This window comes from Saccharopolyspora ipomoeae (assembly GCF_029952525.1).
Taxonomy (GTDB): domain Bacteria; phylum Actinomycetota; class Actinomycetes; order Mycobacteriales; family Pseudonocardiaceae; genus Saccharopolyspora; species Saccharopolyspora ipomoeae.
Genome location: NZ_JASAOF010000002.1, coordinates 617,035 through 631,673, shown reverse-complemented (window position 1 = coordinate 631,673; position 14,639 = coordinate 617,035). Strand labels below are relative to the sequence as shown.

Annotated in this window: 14 protein-coding genes; 10 read left to right on the top strand and 4 right to left on the bottom strand. The window is 71.0% G+C overall.

All coding sequences use genetic code 11. The features are described 5' to 3' along the window. The first annotated feature begins 17 nt into the window (after positions 1-17). The 6 genes from QFW96_RS06460 to QFW96_RS06435 are packed head-to-tail and all read left to right on the top strand — an operon-like array spanning position 18 to position 5,415. Entirely contained in the window at positions 18-374 is a 357-nt protein-coding gene (locus tag QFW96_RS06460) for a lycopene cyclase domain-containing protein (protein ID WP_281454607.1), read from the top strand. Continuing rightward, positions 371-712 (top strand): lycopene cyclase domain-containing protein, encoded by a 342-nt coding sequence (locus tag QFW96_RS06455; protein WP_281454606.1) that lies wholly within the window; start codon positions 371-373, stop codon positions 710-712. Before QFW96_RS06460 ends, QFW96_RS06455 begins: the two co-directional genes overlap by 4 nt. Beyond that, the gene (locus QFW96_RS06450) at positions 709-1,452 is read left to right on the top strand and encodes a class I SAM-dependent methyltransferase (protein WP_281454605.1); all 744 of its coding nucleotides are present in this window, start codon (positions 709-711) and stop codon (positions 1,450-1,452) included. The genes QFW96_RS06455 and QFW96_RS06450 overlap by 4 nt, the downstream gene beginning before the upstream one ends. Continuing rightward, positions 1,442-2,998: a hydroxysqualene dehydroxylase gene (locus tag QFW96_RS06445; RefSeq protein WP_281454604.1), complete on the top strand. Its 1,557-nt coding sequence runs from the start codon at positions 1,442-1,444 to the stop codon at positions 2,996-2,998. The genes QFW96_RS06450 and QFW96_RS06445 overlap by 11 nt, the downstream gene beginning before the upstream one ends. Beyond that, positions 2,995-4,005 (top strand): DUF5914 domain-containing protein, encoded by a 1,011-nt coding sequence (locus QFW96_RS06440; RefSeq protein ID WP_281454603.1) that lies wholly within the window; start codon positions 2,995-2,997, stop codon positions 4,003-4,005. The genes QFW96_RS06445 and QFW96_RS06440 overlap by 4 nt, the downstream gene beginning before the upstream one ends. Before the next feature lie 42 nt (positions 4,006-4,047). Next, positions 4,048-5,415 carry a cryptochrome/photolyase family protein gene (locus QFW96_RS06435; protein ID WP_281454602.1) on the top strand — a complete coding sequence of 456 codons (1,368 nt, stop codon included), beginning with the start codon at positions 4,048-4,050 and terminating at the stop codon, positions 5,413-5,415. Positions 5,416-5,501: 86 nt separating this feature from the next. On the opposite strand, the gene QFW96_RS06430 is transcribed toward QFW96_RS06435, so the two are convergent. Genes QFW96_RS06430 through QFW96_RS06415 form a run of 4 tightly spaced genes read right to left on the bottom strand, consistent with a single transcriptional unit; the run spans position 5,502 to position 10,355 of the window. Further along, positions 5,502-7,526, bottom strand: coding sequence for an acetate--CoA ligase family protein (locus QFW96_RS06430; RefSeq protein WP_281454601.1), 2,025 nt, complete (start codon positions 7,524-7,526; stop codon positions 5,502-5,504). Positions 7,527-7,567: 41 nt separating this feature from the next. Next, a complete protein-coding gene (locus tag QFW96_RS06425; protein WP_281454600.1) occupies positions 7,568-8,392 on the bottom strand; it encodes an enoyl-CoA hydratase/isomerase family protein in 825 nt (274 codons plus the stop codon). Next, a complete protein-coding gene (locus QFW96_RS06420; RefSeq protein ID WP_281454599.1) occupies positions 8,389-9,378 on the bottom strand; it encodes a 3,4-dihydroxy-2-butanone-4-phosphate synthase in 990 nt (329 codons plus the stop codon). The genes QFW96_RS06425 and QFW96_RS06420 overlap by 4 nt, the downstream gene beginning before the upstream one ends. Then, positions 9,375-10,355 carry a phosphotriesterase family protein gene (locus QFW96_RS06415; protein WP_281454598.1) on the bottom strand — a complete coding sequence of 327 codons (981 nt, stop codon included), beginning with the start codon at positions 10,353-10,355 and terminating at the stop codon, positions 9,375-9,377. The genes QFW96_RS06420 and QFW96_RS06415 overlap by 4 nt, the downstream gene beginning before the upstream one ends. Before the next feature lie 234 nt (positions 10,356-10,589). Between QFW96_RS06415 and QFW96_RS06410 the strand changes: the two genes are divergently transcribed. Genes QFW96_RS06410 through QFW96_RS06395 form a run of 4 tightly spaced genes read left to right on the top strand, consistent with a single transcriptional unit; the run spans position 10,590 to position 14,629 of the window. After that, positions 10,590-11,642 (top strand): LLM class flavin-dependent oxidoreductase, encoded by a 1,053-nt coding sequence (locus QFW96_RS06410; protein ID WP_281454597.1) that lies wholly within the window; start codon positions 10,590-10,592, stop codon positions 11,640-11,642. Between the two features lie 59 nt (positions 11,643-11,701). Further along, positions 11,702-12,418, top strand: coding sequence for a TetR/AcrR family transcriptional regulator (locus QFW96_RS06405; RefSeq protein ID WP_281454596.1), 717 nt, complete (start codon positions 11,702-11,704; stop codon positions 12,416-12,418). A 5-nt stretch (positions 12,419-12,423) separates the two neighbouring features. Further along, positions 12,424-13,656: an acyl-CoA dehydrogenase family protein gene (locus QFW96_RS06400; protein ID WP_281454595.1), complete on the top strand. Its 1,233-nt coding sequence runs from the start codon at positions 12,424-12,426 to the stop codon at positions 13,654-13,656. A 22-nt stretch (positions 13,657-13,678) separates the two neighbouring features. Further along, positions 13,679-14,629 (top strand): cyclase family protein, encoded by a 951-nt coding sequence (locus QFW96_RS06395; RefSeq protein WP_281454594.1) that lies wholly within the window; start codon positions 13,679-13,681, stop codon positions 14,627-14,629. The last annotated feature ends 10 nt before the right edge of the window (positions 14,630-14,639 follow it).

Genomic DNA, 14,639 nt, shown 5'->3' with positions numbered 1-14,639 from the left:
GGGAGCAGGAGGCGGCCATGACAGCTGATCAGATGCGCTACCTGCTCGTCCTCGCCCTGTGCCTGGCCATCACGGCACCGCTGGAATTCCTCGGCGGCAGGGTCTACCGCAGACCGCTGCGCACGATCAAGGCCGTGCTGCCGGTCGCCGCGGTGTTCCTGGTCTGGGACGCGGTGGCCCTCGCGAGCGGCGTGTGGTCGTTGAACCCGCGTCACGTCTCCGGGGTGGGAGCGCTCGGCCTCCCGATCGAGGAAGTGCTGTTCTTCGTCGTGGTTCCGCTGTGCGCGCTGCTGACCTTCGGGTGCGTCGAGGCGCTGCTGGGCACCTCCCGGCGAGCAGGGCGCCCGCGGTCCGGGAAGGAGCGTGCTCCGTGATCGGCATCGGCTACACCCTGCCCGCATTGCTGTCGGTGCTCGTCGTGCTGGTGTGGGAGTCGGCGTGGCTGCGCACAGGGTTGTTCGCCAAACCGGGCTACTGGTTGACGATGGCCATCGTGCTGGGCTTCCAGATCCCGGTCGACGGCATGCTCACCAGGCTCGACCAGCCCGTCGTCGTCTACGCCGAGGAGCACCTCACCGGAGTGCGGTTCCCGTGGGACATCCCCGTCGAGGACTTCCTGTTCGGGTTCTCGCTGGTGACCTCCGTGCTGCTGCTCTGGGAGCGCTCGCGCCGCGCGGAGGCGGCAGCGCCCGGGGAAGGAGAGGCGCGGTGAAGCAGGACGAGTTCCGCCCGGACGTGACCGCGGCCTTCGACGGCGCGGCCGGTGCCTACGACCGGCTCGTCGCGGCCAATCCCGGTTACCACCGGCACCTCCGATGTTCGGCGCGCCGGATGGCCTTGCCCGGCGCGGGGTCCGGTCTGCGCTTGCTCGACGCCGGTTGTGGGACGGGCGCTTCGACCGCAGCGCTGTTGGCGACGTACCCGCGCGCGGAGATCGTCGCGGTGGACGGGTCCGCCGCGATGCTGGCGGGCGCGCGGCGCAAGAGCTGGCCGGGCTCGGTGCGGTTCGTGCACGCGCCGATCGAGTCGCCGGGGAGCGCCGTGGAACCCGGCCGGTTCGACGCGATCTTCGCCGCCTACCTGATCCGCAACCTGGCCGATCCGGACGCGCAGCTGCGCGCGTTCCGCGCCCTGCTCCGGCCGGGCGGGACGTTGTGCGTCCACGAGTACTCCGTCGGCGACTCACCGCTGGCGCGCGCCACCTGGAACGCGGTGTGCTGCGGCGTGATCATTCCCGCCGGGTTCGCCACGACCGGTGACGCCGCGCTGTTCCGCTACCTGCGGCGCAGTGTCGTCGAGTTCGACGGGGTGAGCCGGTTCCGCCGCAGGCTCGGCGACGCGGGCTTGACCGCCGTGCGCACCGCGACGATGACGGGCTGGCAGCGCAACGTGGTGCACACCTTCCTCGCCCGGCGACCGGCGGAATCGGATCGAGGTCGCGATGGACGCTGAGATCGGTTCCGACCGCAGGATCGTCCGGCACCGGGCGCACCGCCCGCGCGCGCAGCAACCCTCGGCCGCGTGCGAGGGTCGGCGGGTCATCGTCGTCGGCGGCGGGATCGCGGGGCTGAGCGCGGCGACCGGGCTCGCCGAGCGCGGGGTGGAGGTCCAGCTCATCGAGCGCGAACCGCACCTCGGTGGCCGGGTCGGCGGCTGGACCGAACAGCTCGGTGGCGAGGAGATCGCCATGAGCCGCGGCTTCCACGCGTTCTTCCGGCAGTACTACAACCTGCGCCGGCTGCTCCAGCGCGCCGACCCGGGGCTGGAGAAGTTGACGGCCCTGGACGACTACCCGCTGATCGACTCGTCCGGGCGGCTGGACAGCTTTCGGGGATTGCCCCGCCACCCTCCGTGGAACGCGGTCGCTTTCGCGCTGCGCAGCCCCACCTTCCGCGCGCGAGACCTGCTTCGCCTCGATCCGCGCGCCGCCGCGCCGCTGGGCGACGTCAGCGTGCCCGGGATCTACCACTCGCTGGACCACGTCGACGCCGAGAGCTTCCTGCGGTCGATCAACTTCCCACCGGCCGCCCGGCACCTGGCGTTCGAGGTCTTCTCGCGCAGCTTCTTCGCACCCCCGTCCCAGATGTCGGCCGCGGAACTGGCCGCGATGTTCCACATCTACTTCCTGGGTTCCAGCGAGGGAATCCTCTTCGACGTCCCCGACGCCGGGTTCGACCGGAGCCTGTGGACTCCGCTGCAGAAGTACTTGACCGCCCGCGGCGCCGACTTCCGCATGGGCACCGCCGTCCAGCGGATCGATCGGGTCGGCGGTGACCGGGCGTTCCGGGTGCACGACGACGCGGGCCGCACCGAGGAGGCCGACGGCGTGGTCCTGGCCGCAGACGTGCCCGGTCTCCGCGCCGTCGTCGACGCGTCCCCCGAGTTGCACGCACCGCGCTGGACCGAGTCGGTGCGGAGCTTGCGCGCGGCGCCGCCGTTCTTCGTCCAGCGCCTCTGGCTCGACCGGCCCGTGGCGCCCCACCGTGCCGCGTTCCTGGGCACGGCCGGTCGGGCGCCGCTGGACAACATCAGCGTGCTCGATCGCTACGACCGCGACGCGCAGGACTGGTCGGCCCGCCACGGCGGTTCGATCGTCGAACTGCACGCCTACGCGCTACCTGAGGATCACCGCACCGACCGGCTCCGCCAGGAGCTGCTGAGCCGCTTGCACGAGATCTACCCGGAGACCGCGCAGGCCGGACTCATCGCCGAGCGGTTCCTCGTGCGCGAGGACTGCCCGCTGTTCGGTCTGGGGGACTTCGCCCGGCGGCCGGGCGTGGACACCCCGCATCCAGGTCTGGTGCTGGCCGGGGACGGAATCCGGATCGACCTGCCGGTGGCGCTCATGGAACGTGCGGCCACCACCGGCTGGCAGGCCGCCAACCGCTTGCTCGGCGGATGGGGCCTGCCCGGACACGACCTGTTCTCGGTGCCGACCGCCGGCCGGTCGGCCGCGCTGCGCTGGCTCAGCGCTAGAGCGAAGGAGGGCACGCGATGAGCGTGTGGGACGCACTCGATCGGCGCTGGCCCCGGCGTTGGCCCCTGCAACCGGTCGCGGACAGCAGCTGGGTCGCGCAGGAACCCACCTACCGGGACGCCGAGCCGGCGATCATCGACGCGGCGCTCAAGCGGGCCGAAGCGCGACCGTCCGGGAACTGGTACGTCTTCGCCGCCAGCGGCGAGATCGGTTCCGGCCGTCCCCGCGGGTTCCGGGTCGCCGGGACCGAACTGGTCGCCTGGCGCGACTCCTGGGGAGGGCTGCACGCAGGGCCGGGGAGCTGCCCGCACCTCGGCGCTCCGCTGAGCGAGGCCGCGGTGGACTGCGACGCCCTGGTGTGCAGGTGGCACGGTCTCCGCGTGGGTCCGGGCGCCGGACGGGGGTGGAAACCGCTGCCGTGCCACGACGACGGCGTTCTCGCGTGGGTTCGGCTGGACGGCGTCGGAGGGGAGGAGCCGTTGGACCGGCCCGTCCTCGCCGAGCGACCACCCCGGGCGTCCGGCATCGCGGCCGTGGCCTCTATGGTCGGGGTGTGCGAACCGTCCGACATCGTCGCCAACCGGCTGGATCCCTGGCACGGTTCCTGGTTCCACCCCTATTCGTTCACGCGGCTGACGGTCCTCAGCGCGCCTCCGCCCGTCCTCGACGACCAGTCCGAGGACCGGTTCCTGGTGGAGGTGACCTTCCGCGTGGCGGGCCGGTTCGGCGTGCCGGTGCGCGCGGAGTTCTCCTGCCCGGAGCCCAGGACCGTGGTGATGCGCATCGTCGAGGGTGAGGGGGAGGGAAGCGTGGTGGAAACGCACGCGACACCGCTCGGCCGGGCGGCGGACGGCCGGTTCAGGTCGGCGGTCATCGAGGCTGTCGTGGCTGATTCGTCCCGCCCCGGCTTCGCGGTTGCCCGGCGGGCCGCGCCCGCGCTGCGCCCGCTCATCAGGCGCACGGCGGCCCGGTTGTGGCGCGACGACCTGGCCTACGCGGAAAGGCGTTGCGCGCTGCGGAATCGCTGAACCACAACCCGCTGAACCACAACCCCCTGGAGAGCTCCACCGATGCCCACGACCGCCATCGTCGTGTTCACCCGTGACCTGCGCGTGCACGACAACCCGGTGCTGGCCGCCGCGGCCGCGGCCGACCACGTCCTGCCGGTGTTCGTGCACGACGAGACCCTGGCCACGACCGGTTTCGCCACCGGCCCCCGCACGCGCTTCCTCGACGAGTGCCTCGCAGATCTCGACGCCGGGTTGCGCGAGCGCGGTGCCGCGCTGCTGCGCTGCGAGGGCGATCTGGTCACCGAGGTGGCCCGGCTCGCGCACGAGGTCGACGCCACCGCCGTGCACATCGCCGCCGACGCCTCCGCCTACGCCGTCCGGCGGCAGCGGCGGCTCGCGGAAGCGCTCGCGGGTCGTTGCGAGCTCGCCGTGCACGACGCGGTCCACACCGTGCTGGCCGCGGGGACGATCACGCCGCAGGGAAACGACCACTTCGCGGTCTTCACCCCGTACCACCGCCGCTGGGCGGGCGCCGCCCGGCGGGAGATCGCCTCCGCTCCCCGGCGGCTGCGGCTGCCGCCCGCCGTGTCAGCACCGGAGGCGCCGGTCGGGGCGGGAGGGGAATCGGGGATGCCCGGCGGGGAAACCGAAGCCCGCCGCCGGGCGCACCGCTGGCTGGGCGAGGACGTCGACCACTACCACCGCCGCCACGACGATCTCGCCGCCGAACACGGGACTTCCCGGCTGTCGCCGTACCTGCACTTCGGGTGCTTGTCCGCGCTCGAGCTCGCCGCTGAGGCCGGTGCCCGCCACACCGAGGGCGCCGACGCGTTCGTCCGCCAGCTGGCCTGGCGGGACTTCCACTTCCAGGTGCTGGCGGCACGACCGCGCGCGGCGCACGACGACTACCGGTCGCGCGCCGACGACTGGCGCGACGATCCGCAGGCGCTCCAGGCGTGGAAGGAGGGCCGGACCGGCATCCCGATCGTCGACGCCGGGATGCGGCAGCTGGCCGCCGAGGGCTGGATGCACAACCGCGCGCGGCTGATCACCGGCAGCTTCCTCGCCAAAACGCTCTACCTGGACTGGCGGGCCGGTGCGGCGCACTTCCAGCAGCACCTGCTCGACGGCGACATCGCCAACAACCAGATGAACTGGCAGTGGGTGGCGGGAACGGGTACGGACACGCGTCCGAACCGCGTCCTCAACCCGCTGCGGCAAGCCGAGCGCTACGACCCCACCGGTGACTACGTGCGAACTTGGGTGCCGGAACTCGCCGACCTCGACGACCCGCGCGACCTGCACCAGCCCTGGCGGCTCGGGTCCGCCAAGCTGCGCGGGCTCGGCTACCCGGCCCCGATCGTCGACCTCGACACCGCCCGCGACCGGTTCCAGCGGCACCGCCAGGTGGACCGGACCGCGTCCTAGGCAGGAACCGCCCGATGGCCGTCCGCGGAGTTCGGAGCTTCACCGTGACCCCGGTGTTCGCGCCGGCTCCCGGAGCGCGGGGTTGGTCAGGGGAAGCGGGTGATGACCGCGTCGGCTGCCCAGCACTCGGTTCCCGTGACGATCAGCGGGTTGATCTCCACGGTTTCGTAGTCGGCCAGCGCACCGCGCTCGAAGGCTTCGCAGAGCCGGGTGAGGGCTTTTCGGGCGGCCGGGTGCTCGGTGACCCCGGCCGTGCGAAGCAGGTGCTCGGCGTCGTCGGGGCGGAGCGGGAGACGGCGGGTGGTGGAGCGGTTGGCGAGTTCGGTGGCCGTGCCGCCCAAGCCGACCACGACGTGCTTGCCGAGAACGGGATCGGTGTTGAGTCCGATGAGGATTTCCCTCCCGAACACCATCTCCTCGACGAGGTGGCCCTCGATCGTGGCGGGGTCGACTCCGGCGGAGGTGACGGCGGCCTCGATCTGCTTCGTCGTGGCGGGGAGGTCGTCGGTGCTGCAGATGCCGAGCGCCACGCCGCCGAGGCGGGACTTGTGGCTGACCGGGGCGATGATCTTGACCGCGAACGGGGGTCGCAGGTCGGCGGCCACCGCGGCCGGGTCGTCACCCGGGCCGACGCGGACACCGCGCACCACGGGTGTTCCGGCCGCTTCGACCAGGTCGCGGGAATCGGCTTCGCTGAGCACGCGGTCGTCGGTCTCGGGGCCCGGGGTGCGCTCCGCGTCCGGCAGGGCGGGGAAGAGCTTGGCGAGCGCGGTGAAGGTCAGCCGCAGGTTGTGCACCACCGCGACGTGCGGGTGCCGGGCCTGGTAATCGCGGACCCAGTCGGTGACCGGGACGGGGGCCATCGAGGTGATGACCAGCGGCATCCCGTGCTCGGCGGACAACCTCGCCAGGTCGTCCCAGTTCCAGGTGTGGACGGCCTGCTCCGGTGAGTCGGAGGGCAGCTGCACGCTCCACGGCATCAGGACGAGCCCGGTGTTGGGGTCGGCGAAGACCCTGCTGTTGACGCTCTCGTCGCCCTCGCGGCGCTTGACGCCGATCACGTCGAGCGGGTTGTCGACGAAGGAACCGGGGCCGGCGAGCTCGCGGATCCGGGCGATCGTCTCGTCGGCGAAGACGGTGAGGTTCACGCCGTGGCGTTCGGCCAGGTCGCTGCACAGCGCCGCAGCGCCACCGGAACCTCCCAGGATCGAGACCGCGCGCGGCCGAGCGGGTTTCACACCGGCGAGGCTCAGGGTGGCCAGGCGCATCAGTTCGTCGATGCCGTCGGCGCGCAGCACGCCGTGCTCGCGCAGCAGCTCGGAGAGCACCGCGTCGCCTCCGGAGATGCTGGCGGTGTGGGAGAGCACGACGCGGCCGCCGCGTTCGGACACCCCGGACTTCAGCACGATGATCTGCTTGCCCGCCTCGCGGGCGCGTTCGAAGGCGTCGACGAACACGGGGAGCTGCTCGGCGGAGATGCCTTCCAGGTAGACGCAGATGACTCGGGTGGTGGCCCTGCCGATCGCCAGCGAGATCGCCTCGGCGACCCCCAGCAGCGCGCCGTTGCCGGTCGAGGCGCAGAAGTCCACGCCCAGGTGCTCCTCGGTGGCCGCGGCGACCAGCGCGGACAGCAGGGCACCGCTCTGCGAGATGATCGAGACCGGGCCTGCGGTGGCGTCGAGCCATACCGGTTCGGCGACGGCGCAGACCCGCTCGTGGAAGTCGGCGAAACCGACGCAGTTGGGACCCCACAGGCGGGTCCCGGTACCGGAGACGATGTCGACGAGCTCGGCGTGCAGCCGACGGCCCAGGTCGTCGCCCCGTTCCCCGAAACCGTCGGAGACCAGCACGATGTCGGGGGTTCCCAGTTCGGTGAGCTCGCGGACGGCTTCGACGCTGGCCTCTCGCCGGATGGCGACCACGGCGGCGCGCGGCGCCTCCTGCAGCGCCCCGACGCCCGGGACGGTGGGCAGGCCGGCGACCTCGTCGTGGGTCGGGGTCACCGGGACGACCGAGAGGTCCGGGTTCAGCGTGCGCAGGTTGTGGATGGCGCACTGGGTCCAGAAGTTGCGGGGCGAGGCGCCGACGACGGCGATGGTGGATCGGGACACGGCGATGGAGCTCCTTCGGGCTCGGCGGGAGGGTGCGGTGATCAGAAGGCGAGCGAGCCGCCCTCGGCGTACCAGGTGCGCGCGGCGGAGATGCCCAGCTCACCGAGCTTGGCGGCCATGCGCCGGTTGCCCTCGGCGGTGTGGATCAGCGCGTCCCACCCGGCGCAGGCGTCCAGCGTTTCCCGGAAGCCCTGGCGGATCAGCACGTCGTTGGCGGCCCGCTTCTTGATCTCGAGCATGTCCAGCGGGGTCTTGGACACCTCGCGGGCGACTTCCCGCGTCTTGTCCAGCACCTCGTCGGCGGGGACGGCGTAGTTCGCCCAACCCCGGAAGGCGGCTTCGGCACCGGAGATGTGCGAACCGGCGGTGTAGGACAGTTCCTTGGCCTTCTTGGGACCGAGGTGCGACATCGCGACGGGCCCGAGCATGCCCCCGCCGATGGGCAGCACCGGCCATCCGATCTTGGTGTCCTCCCCGACGACCGCCAGGTCGGCGCAGGCCGGGATCAGCGTGGCGCCGCCCATGCAGTAGCCGTGCACACCGGCCACGACGGGCTTGGGCAGGTCAAAGACCGCGGTGAAGGCGCGGATGTGCTCGCGCAGGCGCAGCCAGTCCTCGTGGGCCGTGCGGTGCGCGGGCGCATCGCCGTTCGCGCTCGGTTCGGGGCGGGCGACGTCCCAGCCGACGCTGAACGCGCGGCCTGCTCCGCGCACGATGATCACCGAGACCGAGGAGTCGTCCCCGAGCTCGTGCAACGCGCTCTCGTAGTCTTCGAACAACGCGTCGTTGAACGCGTTGAGCTTGTCCTCGCGGTCCAGCACGAGTTCGGCGACCTTCTCGTTCCGTTCGATGCGGACGAGACTCATGGCACGAGCCTTTCTGCTAGGGAAGAGGTGATGTCCGGCAAGGCGATCCGGTGGCGGTACAGGACGAGGCCGCGGCCGCGCTCAGCGATCGAGCGCAGGGTCGCGGTGAGCTCGGCCCGGCACCGGCAGGCGTCGGGGTCGAAGAGGCAGTGCAGGCATTCGTCGTGGATGATCGGCGGCTCTCCGACGTCGTCGCCGAGGACGAGCGCTGTGATCTCGGCGGTCCCGCGGCGCCACCGGACCACGTCGAAGTCCGTGCCGCGGATCGTCAGCTGGAACGCGGCGGCACGCCGGTCACCGCGCACCAGCCGGTGCGCGAGCACCGCGGAGGTGGTCACCGCTACCAGCCCGTGCCGGTGCGCCCACGCGCGTGCTTCCGGGAGCCGCTGGACGGCGGTCGGGTCGGCGTCCGAGACCAGGCAGGCGCGGGCGGCGCCCGTTCCGGCACCGGCGAGCCTGACCAGGTCGAGAGCGGCTTCACCGGCGTCGAGCCTGCCCAGCACCCCCTCGTCGTGGGCCCGGTAGGTCAGCACGTGCCCGGGGCGGGCGAACGCCTCGGCCGCGGTGGTGGGGTCGCCGAGCAGGGCGATCGTGCGGGCGCGGTCGGCCGCGGAGATGCCGGTGCCGGTGCTCTCCGCGGTGTCCACGGCGACGCCGTACTCGGGAGCGCCGGGTGTGCTGCGGTCGCGGCTGATCGGGGGCAGTTCGAGCCGGTCGGCGTCCTGCCGGGACAGCGCGACCTGCAGCAGGCCCGAGGTGTGCCGGACCGCGAAGGAGACCGCGGCGGTCGTCGCCAGGCTCGCGGCGAACACCAGCTCACCGCACGGGTGCCGGCCGGTGTCGTCCACCAGCACGACCGGTTCACCCGCGCGCAGGGCGGAAATCGCGTCGTCGACCGCATCGGTCCGATGTGGACCGGATGAGCCCGCGACGTCGTCGGGTCGGGGGTGTTCCGCGGTGGCGACCACTTCGGCGATCCCGCTCATGACGACTCGCCGGGCTGCGCGGAGAAGATCTCCCGCGGGTTGTCCACGAGCATGGTGTCGATGTCGCGCCGGCTCACACCGGCTTCCAGCAGCGCGGGGAGGACGTCGCGGGTGATGTGCGCGAAGTTCCAGCGGGGCAGGTGTTCGGCCCGGTAGTCGTCGGGGAAGTTGTGGCTGTGGCACGACGCGTCGTGCGAGAGCACCAGGCGCGGGGCGTACCCGCGGCGGACGAGTTCGACGACCGTTCGGATGCGCTTGTCGAAGGGCAGGCGGTTGTCCAACCCGAACCGGTCCATGCCCAGGTAGGACCCGTTGTCGAGCAGCCGCTGGAGGTAGTCGAGGTCCTCGGAGTCGCCGCTGTGCCCGATGATCACGTTGCCGAGGTCGACGCCTTCCTCGGCGAAGATCTTCTGCTGCTCCAGACCGCGCTCGGTGGCGACGTCGGTGTGCGTGGAGATCGGCACGCCGGTGCGCAGGTGGGCGCGGGCCACCGAGCGCAGCACCCGCTCGACGTCGGGGGTGACGCCCGGGACGTCGGTCGCGCACTTGAGGATCCCGGCGCGGATGCCGGTTCCGGCGATGCCCTCGCAGATGTCGCGCACGAACATGTCCACCATCGGCTCCTCGCCGCCGATGAGCCGTCCGGGCCCGCGGAGGCGCAGGTAGGTGGGCAGTTCGTTGAAGGTGTAGTAGCCGGTCGCGGCGATGATGGTGACCGGTGAGCGCTCCGCGACGGCGCGCACCCTGCGGATGTCCCTGCCGAGCCCGAGCACGGTGAGGTCGACGATCGTGTCGATGCCGTTGGCCTTGAGCTCGACGAGCTTGGCGACCGCGTCGTCGGTGCGCTCGGCGTCGTCCCAGGTCTCGGGGTAGTTGGCGGCGTACTCGTGGTTGAACACGAACACGTGCTCGTGCATCAGCACGCGGCCGAGCTGGGCGCTGTCGATGTCGCCGGTGATGGTCTGGACCGAAGTCATGGGGTGCGCATCTCCCTCGGAAACAGGGGTGGGGACAAGCGTTTTCGCCTGCGGTGGAAGTGCGGGCGGGGAGTGGAGGTGACTGCGGAAGGCGTCTCTGGCTGTTGACAATGACGCGCGTGTCATGTTTAGTCAAGCCCGTCTTCACCCCGGGTTGAGCAGCGATTTCGCCCGGCGGCGCCGCGGTCGAGGCGGGCTGCCGGACCACCCCGTCATGGGTCTTTGAGGAGAGCAATGAGCAACGTCGCCACCCCGCATTACGGGATCTTCAGCCTCTCGAACGTGCCCCCGTGGAACACCCACAACGAGGTCGTGCACAAGGCGGTCGAGCAGATCAAGCACGCCGACCGCCTCGGCTTCGAGGAAGCCTGGGTGGCCGAGCACAACGGCCGCCGGTACGGGATCGTGGCCTCGGCGCAGATCCTGCTGGCCGCGGCCGCGGCGGCCACCGAGCGGATCCGCCTCGGATCCGGGGTCTCGCGGCTGCCGATGCACCACCCGCTGCGGCTGGCCGAGGACTACGCCTACGTCGACCAGCTCAGCAACGGGCGGTTGAACTTCGGGATCGGAAAGGCCTACGACCGCTTGGAGTTCCAGGCCTACGGGATTCCCGAGGCCGAGCGCGACGCCCGCTACGAAGAGGTCTTCGACATCGTCATGCAGGCCTGGCGCGACGGGAAGGTGAACTACCGGGGCGAGCACTACCAGGTGCCCGCCGAGGGCGAGGTGGTCGACGAGGTCGAGCTCTTCCCCGAGGTGGTCCAGAAGCCGACGCCACCGGTGTTCGTGATGGTCTCCTCCAGCGAGGAGTCGCTGCGGTCGGCGGCCCGGCGGGGCTTCTCGTTCGTCCTCGGTCAACGACCCACTCGCGACGACGTCAAGCACCTGGTCGGCGTGTACCGGGAGGAAGCGCGCGCGGCCGGGCACTCCTTCGACGCGATCGACGAGAACATCGCCCGCGCCTCCCAGCTCAAGGCCGTGCACGTCGCGGAGAGCCGGGAGCAGGCCAAGGAGGAGTACCGCGAGGGCTACATGTGGTACGTCGGGGTCCTGACCAATCGCGCGAAGGTCGGGCTCGGCATCGAGGAGCTCAGCTACGACGAGTACATCGAGCGCAAGACGCTCGTGCTCGGTTCGCCCGACGACGTCGCCGAGGAGCTGGCCTCCTTCCACAGCCACACCGGCCTGGGCGGCTTGGTCGCCTGGTTCGACGCGGGCAGTCAACCGCAGGACCGGGTGTTGCGATCGATGACAATGTTCGCGGAGAAGGTGCGTCCGCAACTGTGAGCGCGGCGGCGAGCTGAGCAGACGCCGGTGCGCCGCACGTCCGAGGAACGGGAGACATGATGGCGAAGGGCAGCTCCGGCGAGGAACAGCGGAAGGGTCCGCCGAAGGTTTCGCAGCAGAGCCCGGAACCGCGCACCGCGCGAGGCCGCCGCACGCGCGACCGACTGCTCGCGGCTGCGCGGGTGGTGTTCGAGACCCGGGGTTTCCTGGACACCCGCGTCGGCGACATCTGCGACGAGGCCGGGCTGGCGCAGGGCACCTTCTACATCTACTTCCAGTCCAAGGAAGACGTCTTCTACAACCTGGTCGACTCGGTCATCGCCGATCGCTATCTCCTGACGGCGGTCCCGGACGACTTCACCGGCACGGTCGCCGACAGGTTCGCCTACACGTTGCGGCAGTACTTCGCCGAGATGGAGCACTCCCGGCGGTTCAGCCGCATCGTCGAGCAGGTCGCCACGTTCGACGAGCACATGCGGGAGAACCGCATGCAGATCCGGCGCGACTTCCGGCGGCGCGTGCAGCACGGCATCGAACGGCTGCAACGGCAAGGTGCGGCAGACCCCGACATCTCCGCCGAGCTCACGGCGGAGGCCGTCGTGTCGATGATCAACAACTTCGCCTACATCAACCTGGTCATCGGTGAGCGAGAAGACCTCGACATCGAAGAAGTGGTTCAGACCCTCACCAACATTTGGGCGCGCGCCTTGGCGCTGGACGTCGAGAAGGCGGAGGCCAACGACCTCAGGGAAGCGCCCCGGAGCAGAAAGACCTGACGCGCATGGAATTCACCGTTCCGGACGAGGCCGCGGCGACGGCCGAGGCGGTGCTCAGCTTCATCGAGCGCCACGTCGAACCGATCGAACGCGAGCACGCCGCGCTGCTCGACGACGAGCGCAAGCGCTACGACGACGACGGACTGCTGGTGCCGGCCGTTCAGGACCTGAAGAAGCAGGTCAGGATGGCCTCGGCAGAGGCCGGTTTCTACACCATGTTCGGCGATGAGGCGCTCGGCGGGGGCGGGCTCGGCGAGATCGCGCTGGTGCACATCCAGGAGGAGCTCAACCGGATCTGCGGGCCCGCCCGACCCCTGATCCACGAGAACGTGATCCCGTCGGTGTTCACCAACGGGCTGAGCCCGATCCTGTGCGAGCTCAAGCCCGACGTGCGGGTGCGGTACCTGGAGGGCATCGCTTCGGGCGAGAAGACGCTGTGCTTCGGGCTCTCCGAACCCGGCGCCGGTTCCGACGTCCAGCGCATCCGCACCCGTGCGGTCCGCGACGGTGACGAGTGGGTCATCAACGGCTCCAAGCAGTGGATCACCAACGCGCCCTACGCGGACTACTGCATCCTGTTCGCCGTCACCGATCCCGAGGCGAACAAGGACCGGCGCGGCGGCATCACCGCGTTCTTCGTCGACACCCGGTCCGAGGGCTTCGAGTGCACCAGCGTCATCCCGATCCTTGGCCACGCCGGATCGCACATCGGGATCGTGACCGTCGAGGACCTGCGGGTTCCCGACGACCACATCATCGGAACGCTGCACAAGGGGCTGGCGCTGGCGCTGCTGGGGATCAGCAAGGGCCGGCTGTCGATGTCGGCGATGTGCGTCGGCCTGGCCCGCTGGGCGCTGGAGATGTCGCTGGACTACGCCCAGCAGCGCGAGACCTTCGACTCCGCCATCGGTGATCACCAGGCGATCCAGATCAAGCTGGCGGAGATGGCGATGGACGTCTACGCCGCCAAATCGGTGGTGGCGCGCACCGCGTGGCTGGTCGAGCAGCGCGAACGGGCCGTCAAGGAGACCTCGATGACCAAGGCCCTGTGCACCGAGATGCTGGGACGGGTCAGCGATTCGGCCATGCAGGTGCACGGCGCGATGGGCCTGACCAACGAGCTGCGGCTGCAGGAGGCGTGGCGGCACGCGCGCACGCTGCGGATCCCCGACGGGACCTCGGAGATCCAGCGCCGCACCATCGCCGGGCGCCTGCTCGCCGGCGACCACGAGCTCTAGTCGCGAACCGGAGAGGTGAGCAGTGGACATCGACGCGACATCGCTGCCCGAGTACGCGGAGCTGCCGCGGCTGGAGGACATCGGCGCGAACTGCTCGTGGGGCGTGTTCGGGCCCGATGACGAGCTCGGCACCCTCAACCTGCTGGACGCCGAAGCAGTGCGCGCCGCCACCGCATCGGTGCGCACCGGCGAACGGATCGGGCTGAGCCTGCCGCTGGACCAACCGGATCCGCCGCTGTTCCGGCGAGAACCGTTCCAGCACACGATCAAGCGGATCGGCAGCATGTGGGACGACCGGCTGGACTCCTTCTTCCCGCAGGGATCGACCCAGTGGGACGGGTTCCGGCACCACCGGGTGCGCGAGCACGGCTTCTACGGCGGAGTCGTGGACGACCCGGCCACCGGGAACCCGCGGCTGAGCATCCACCAATGGGCCCGCGCCGGCATCATCGGGCGCGGAGTCCTGCTCGACGTCGCCGCGCATCTCAGCGGCAGCGGCTACGACCCGCTCGCCGAGCGCAGCATCTCCGCCGACGACCTGCGCGCCGTCGCTCGGGCGCAGGACGTCACGATCCGCCCCGGTGACGTGCTGTGCGTGCGAACCGGTTGGCTGGAGGCGTACCGGGCGCTGGAACCCTCGGCGCGGGAGGAGATCTCGGCCCGCAAGAGCGGATTGGAATCGGCCGGGCTGGGTGCCGACGAGGCGACGGCGGAACTGCTGTGGGACTGGCACATCGCAGCGATCGGCGCGGACAACCCGGCGGTCGAGGTGACGCCCGGTGACCCGGCCGTGGGCAGCCTGCACCGCCGGTTGCTCGGGCTGCTCGGCATCCCGCTCGGGGAGCTGTTCGACTTCGACGAGCTCGCGGTGCGGCTCCGGGACCTCGGCCGCTCCGAGTTCCTGTTCGTGTCGGTGCCCCTGGCGCTGGTCGGCGGGCTGGGCTCACCCGGCAACGCGGTGGCGTTGCTCTGAATTCCTCCGT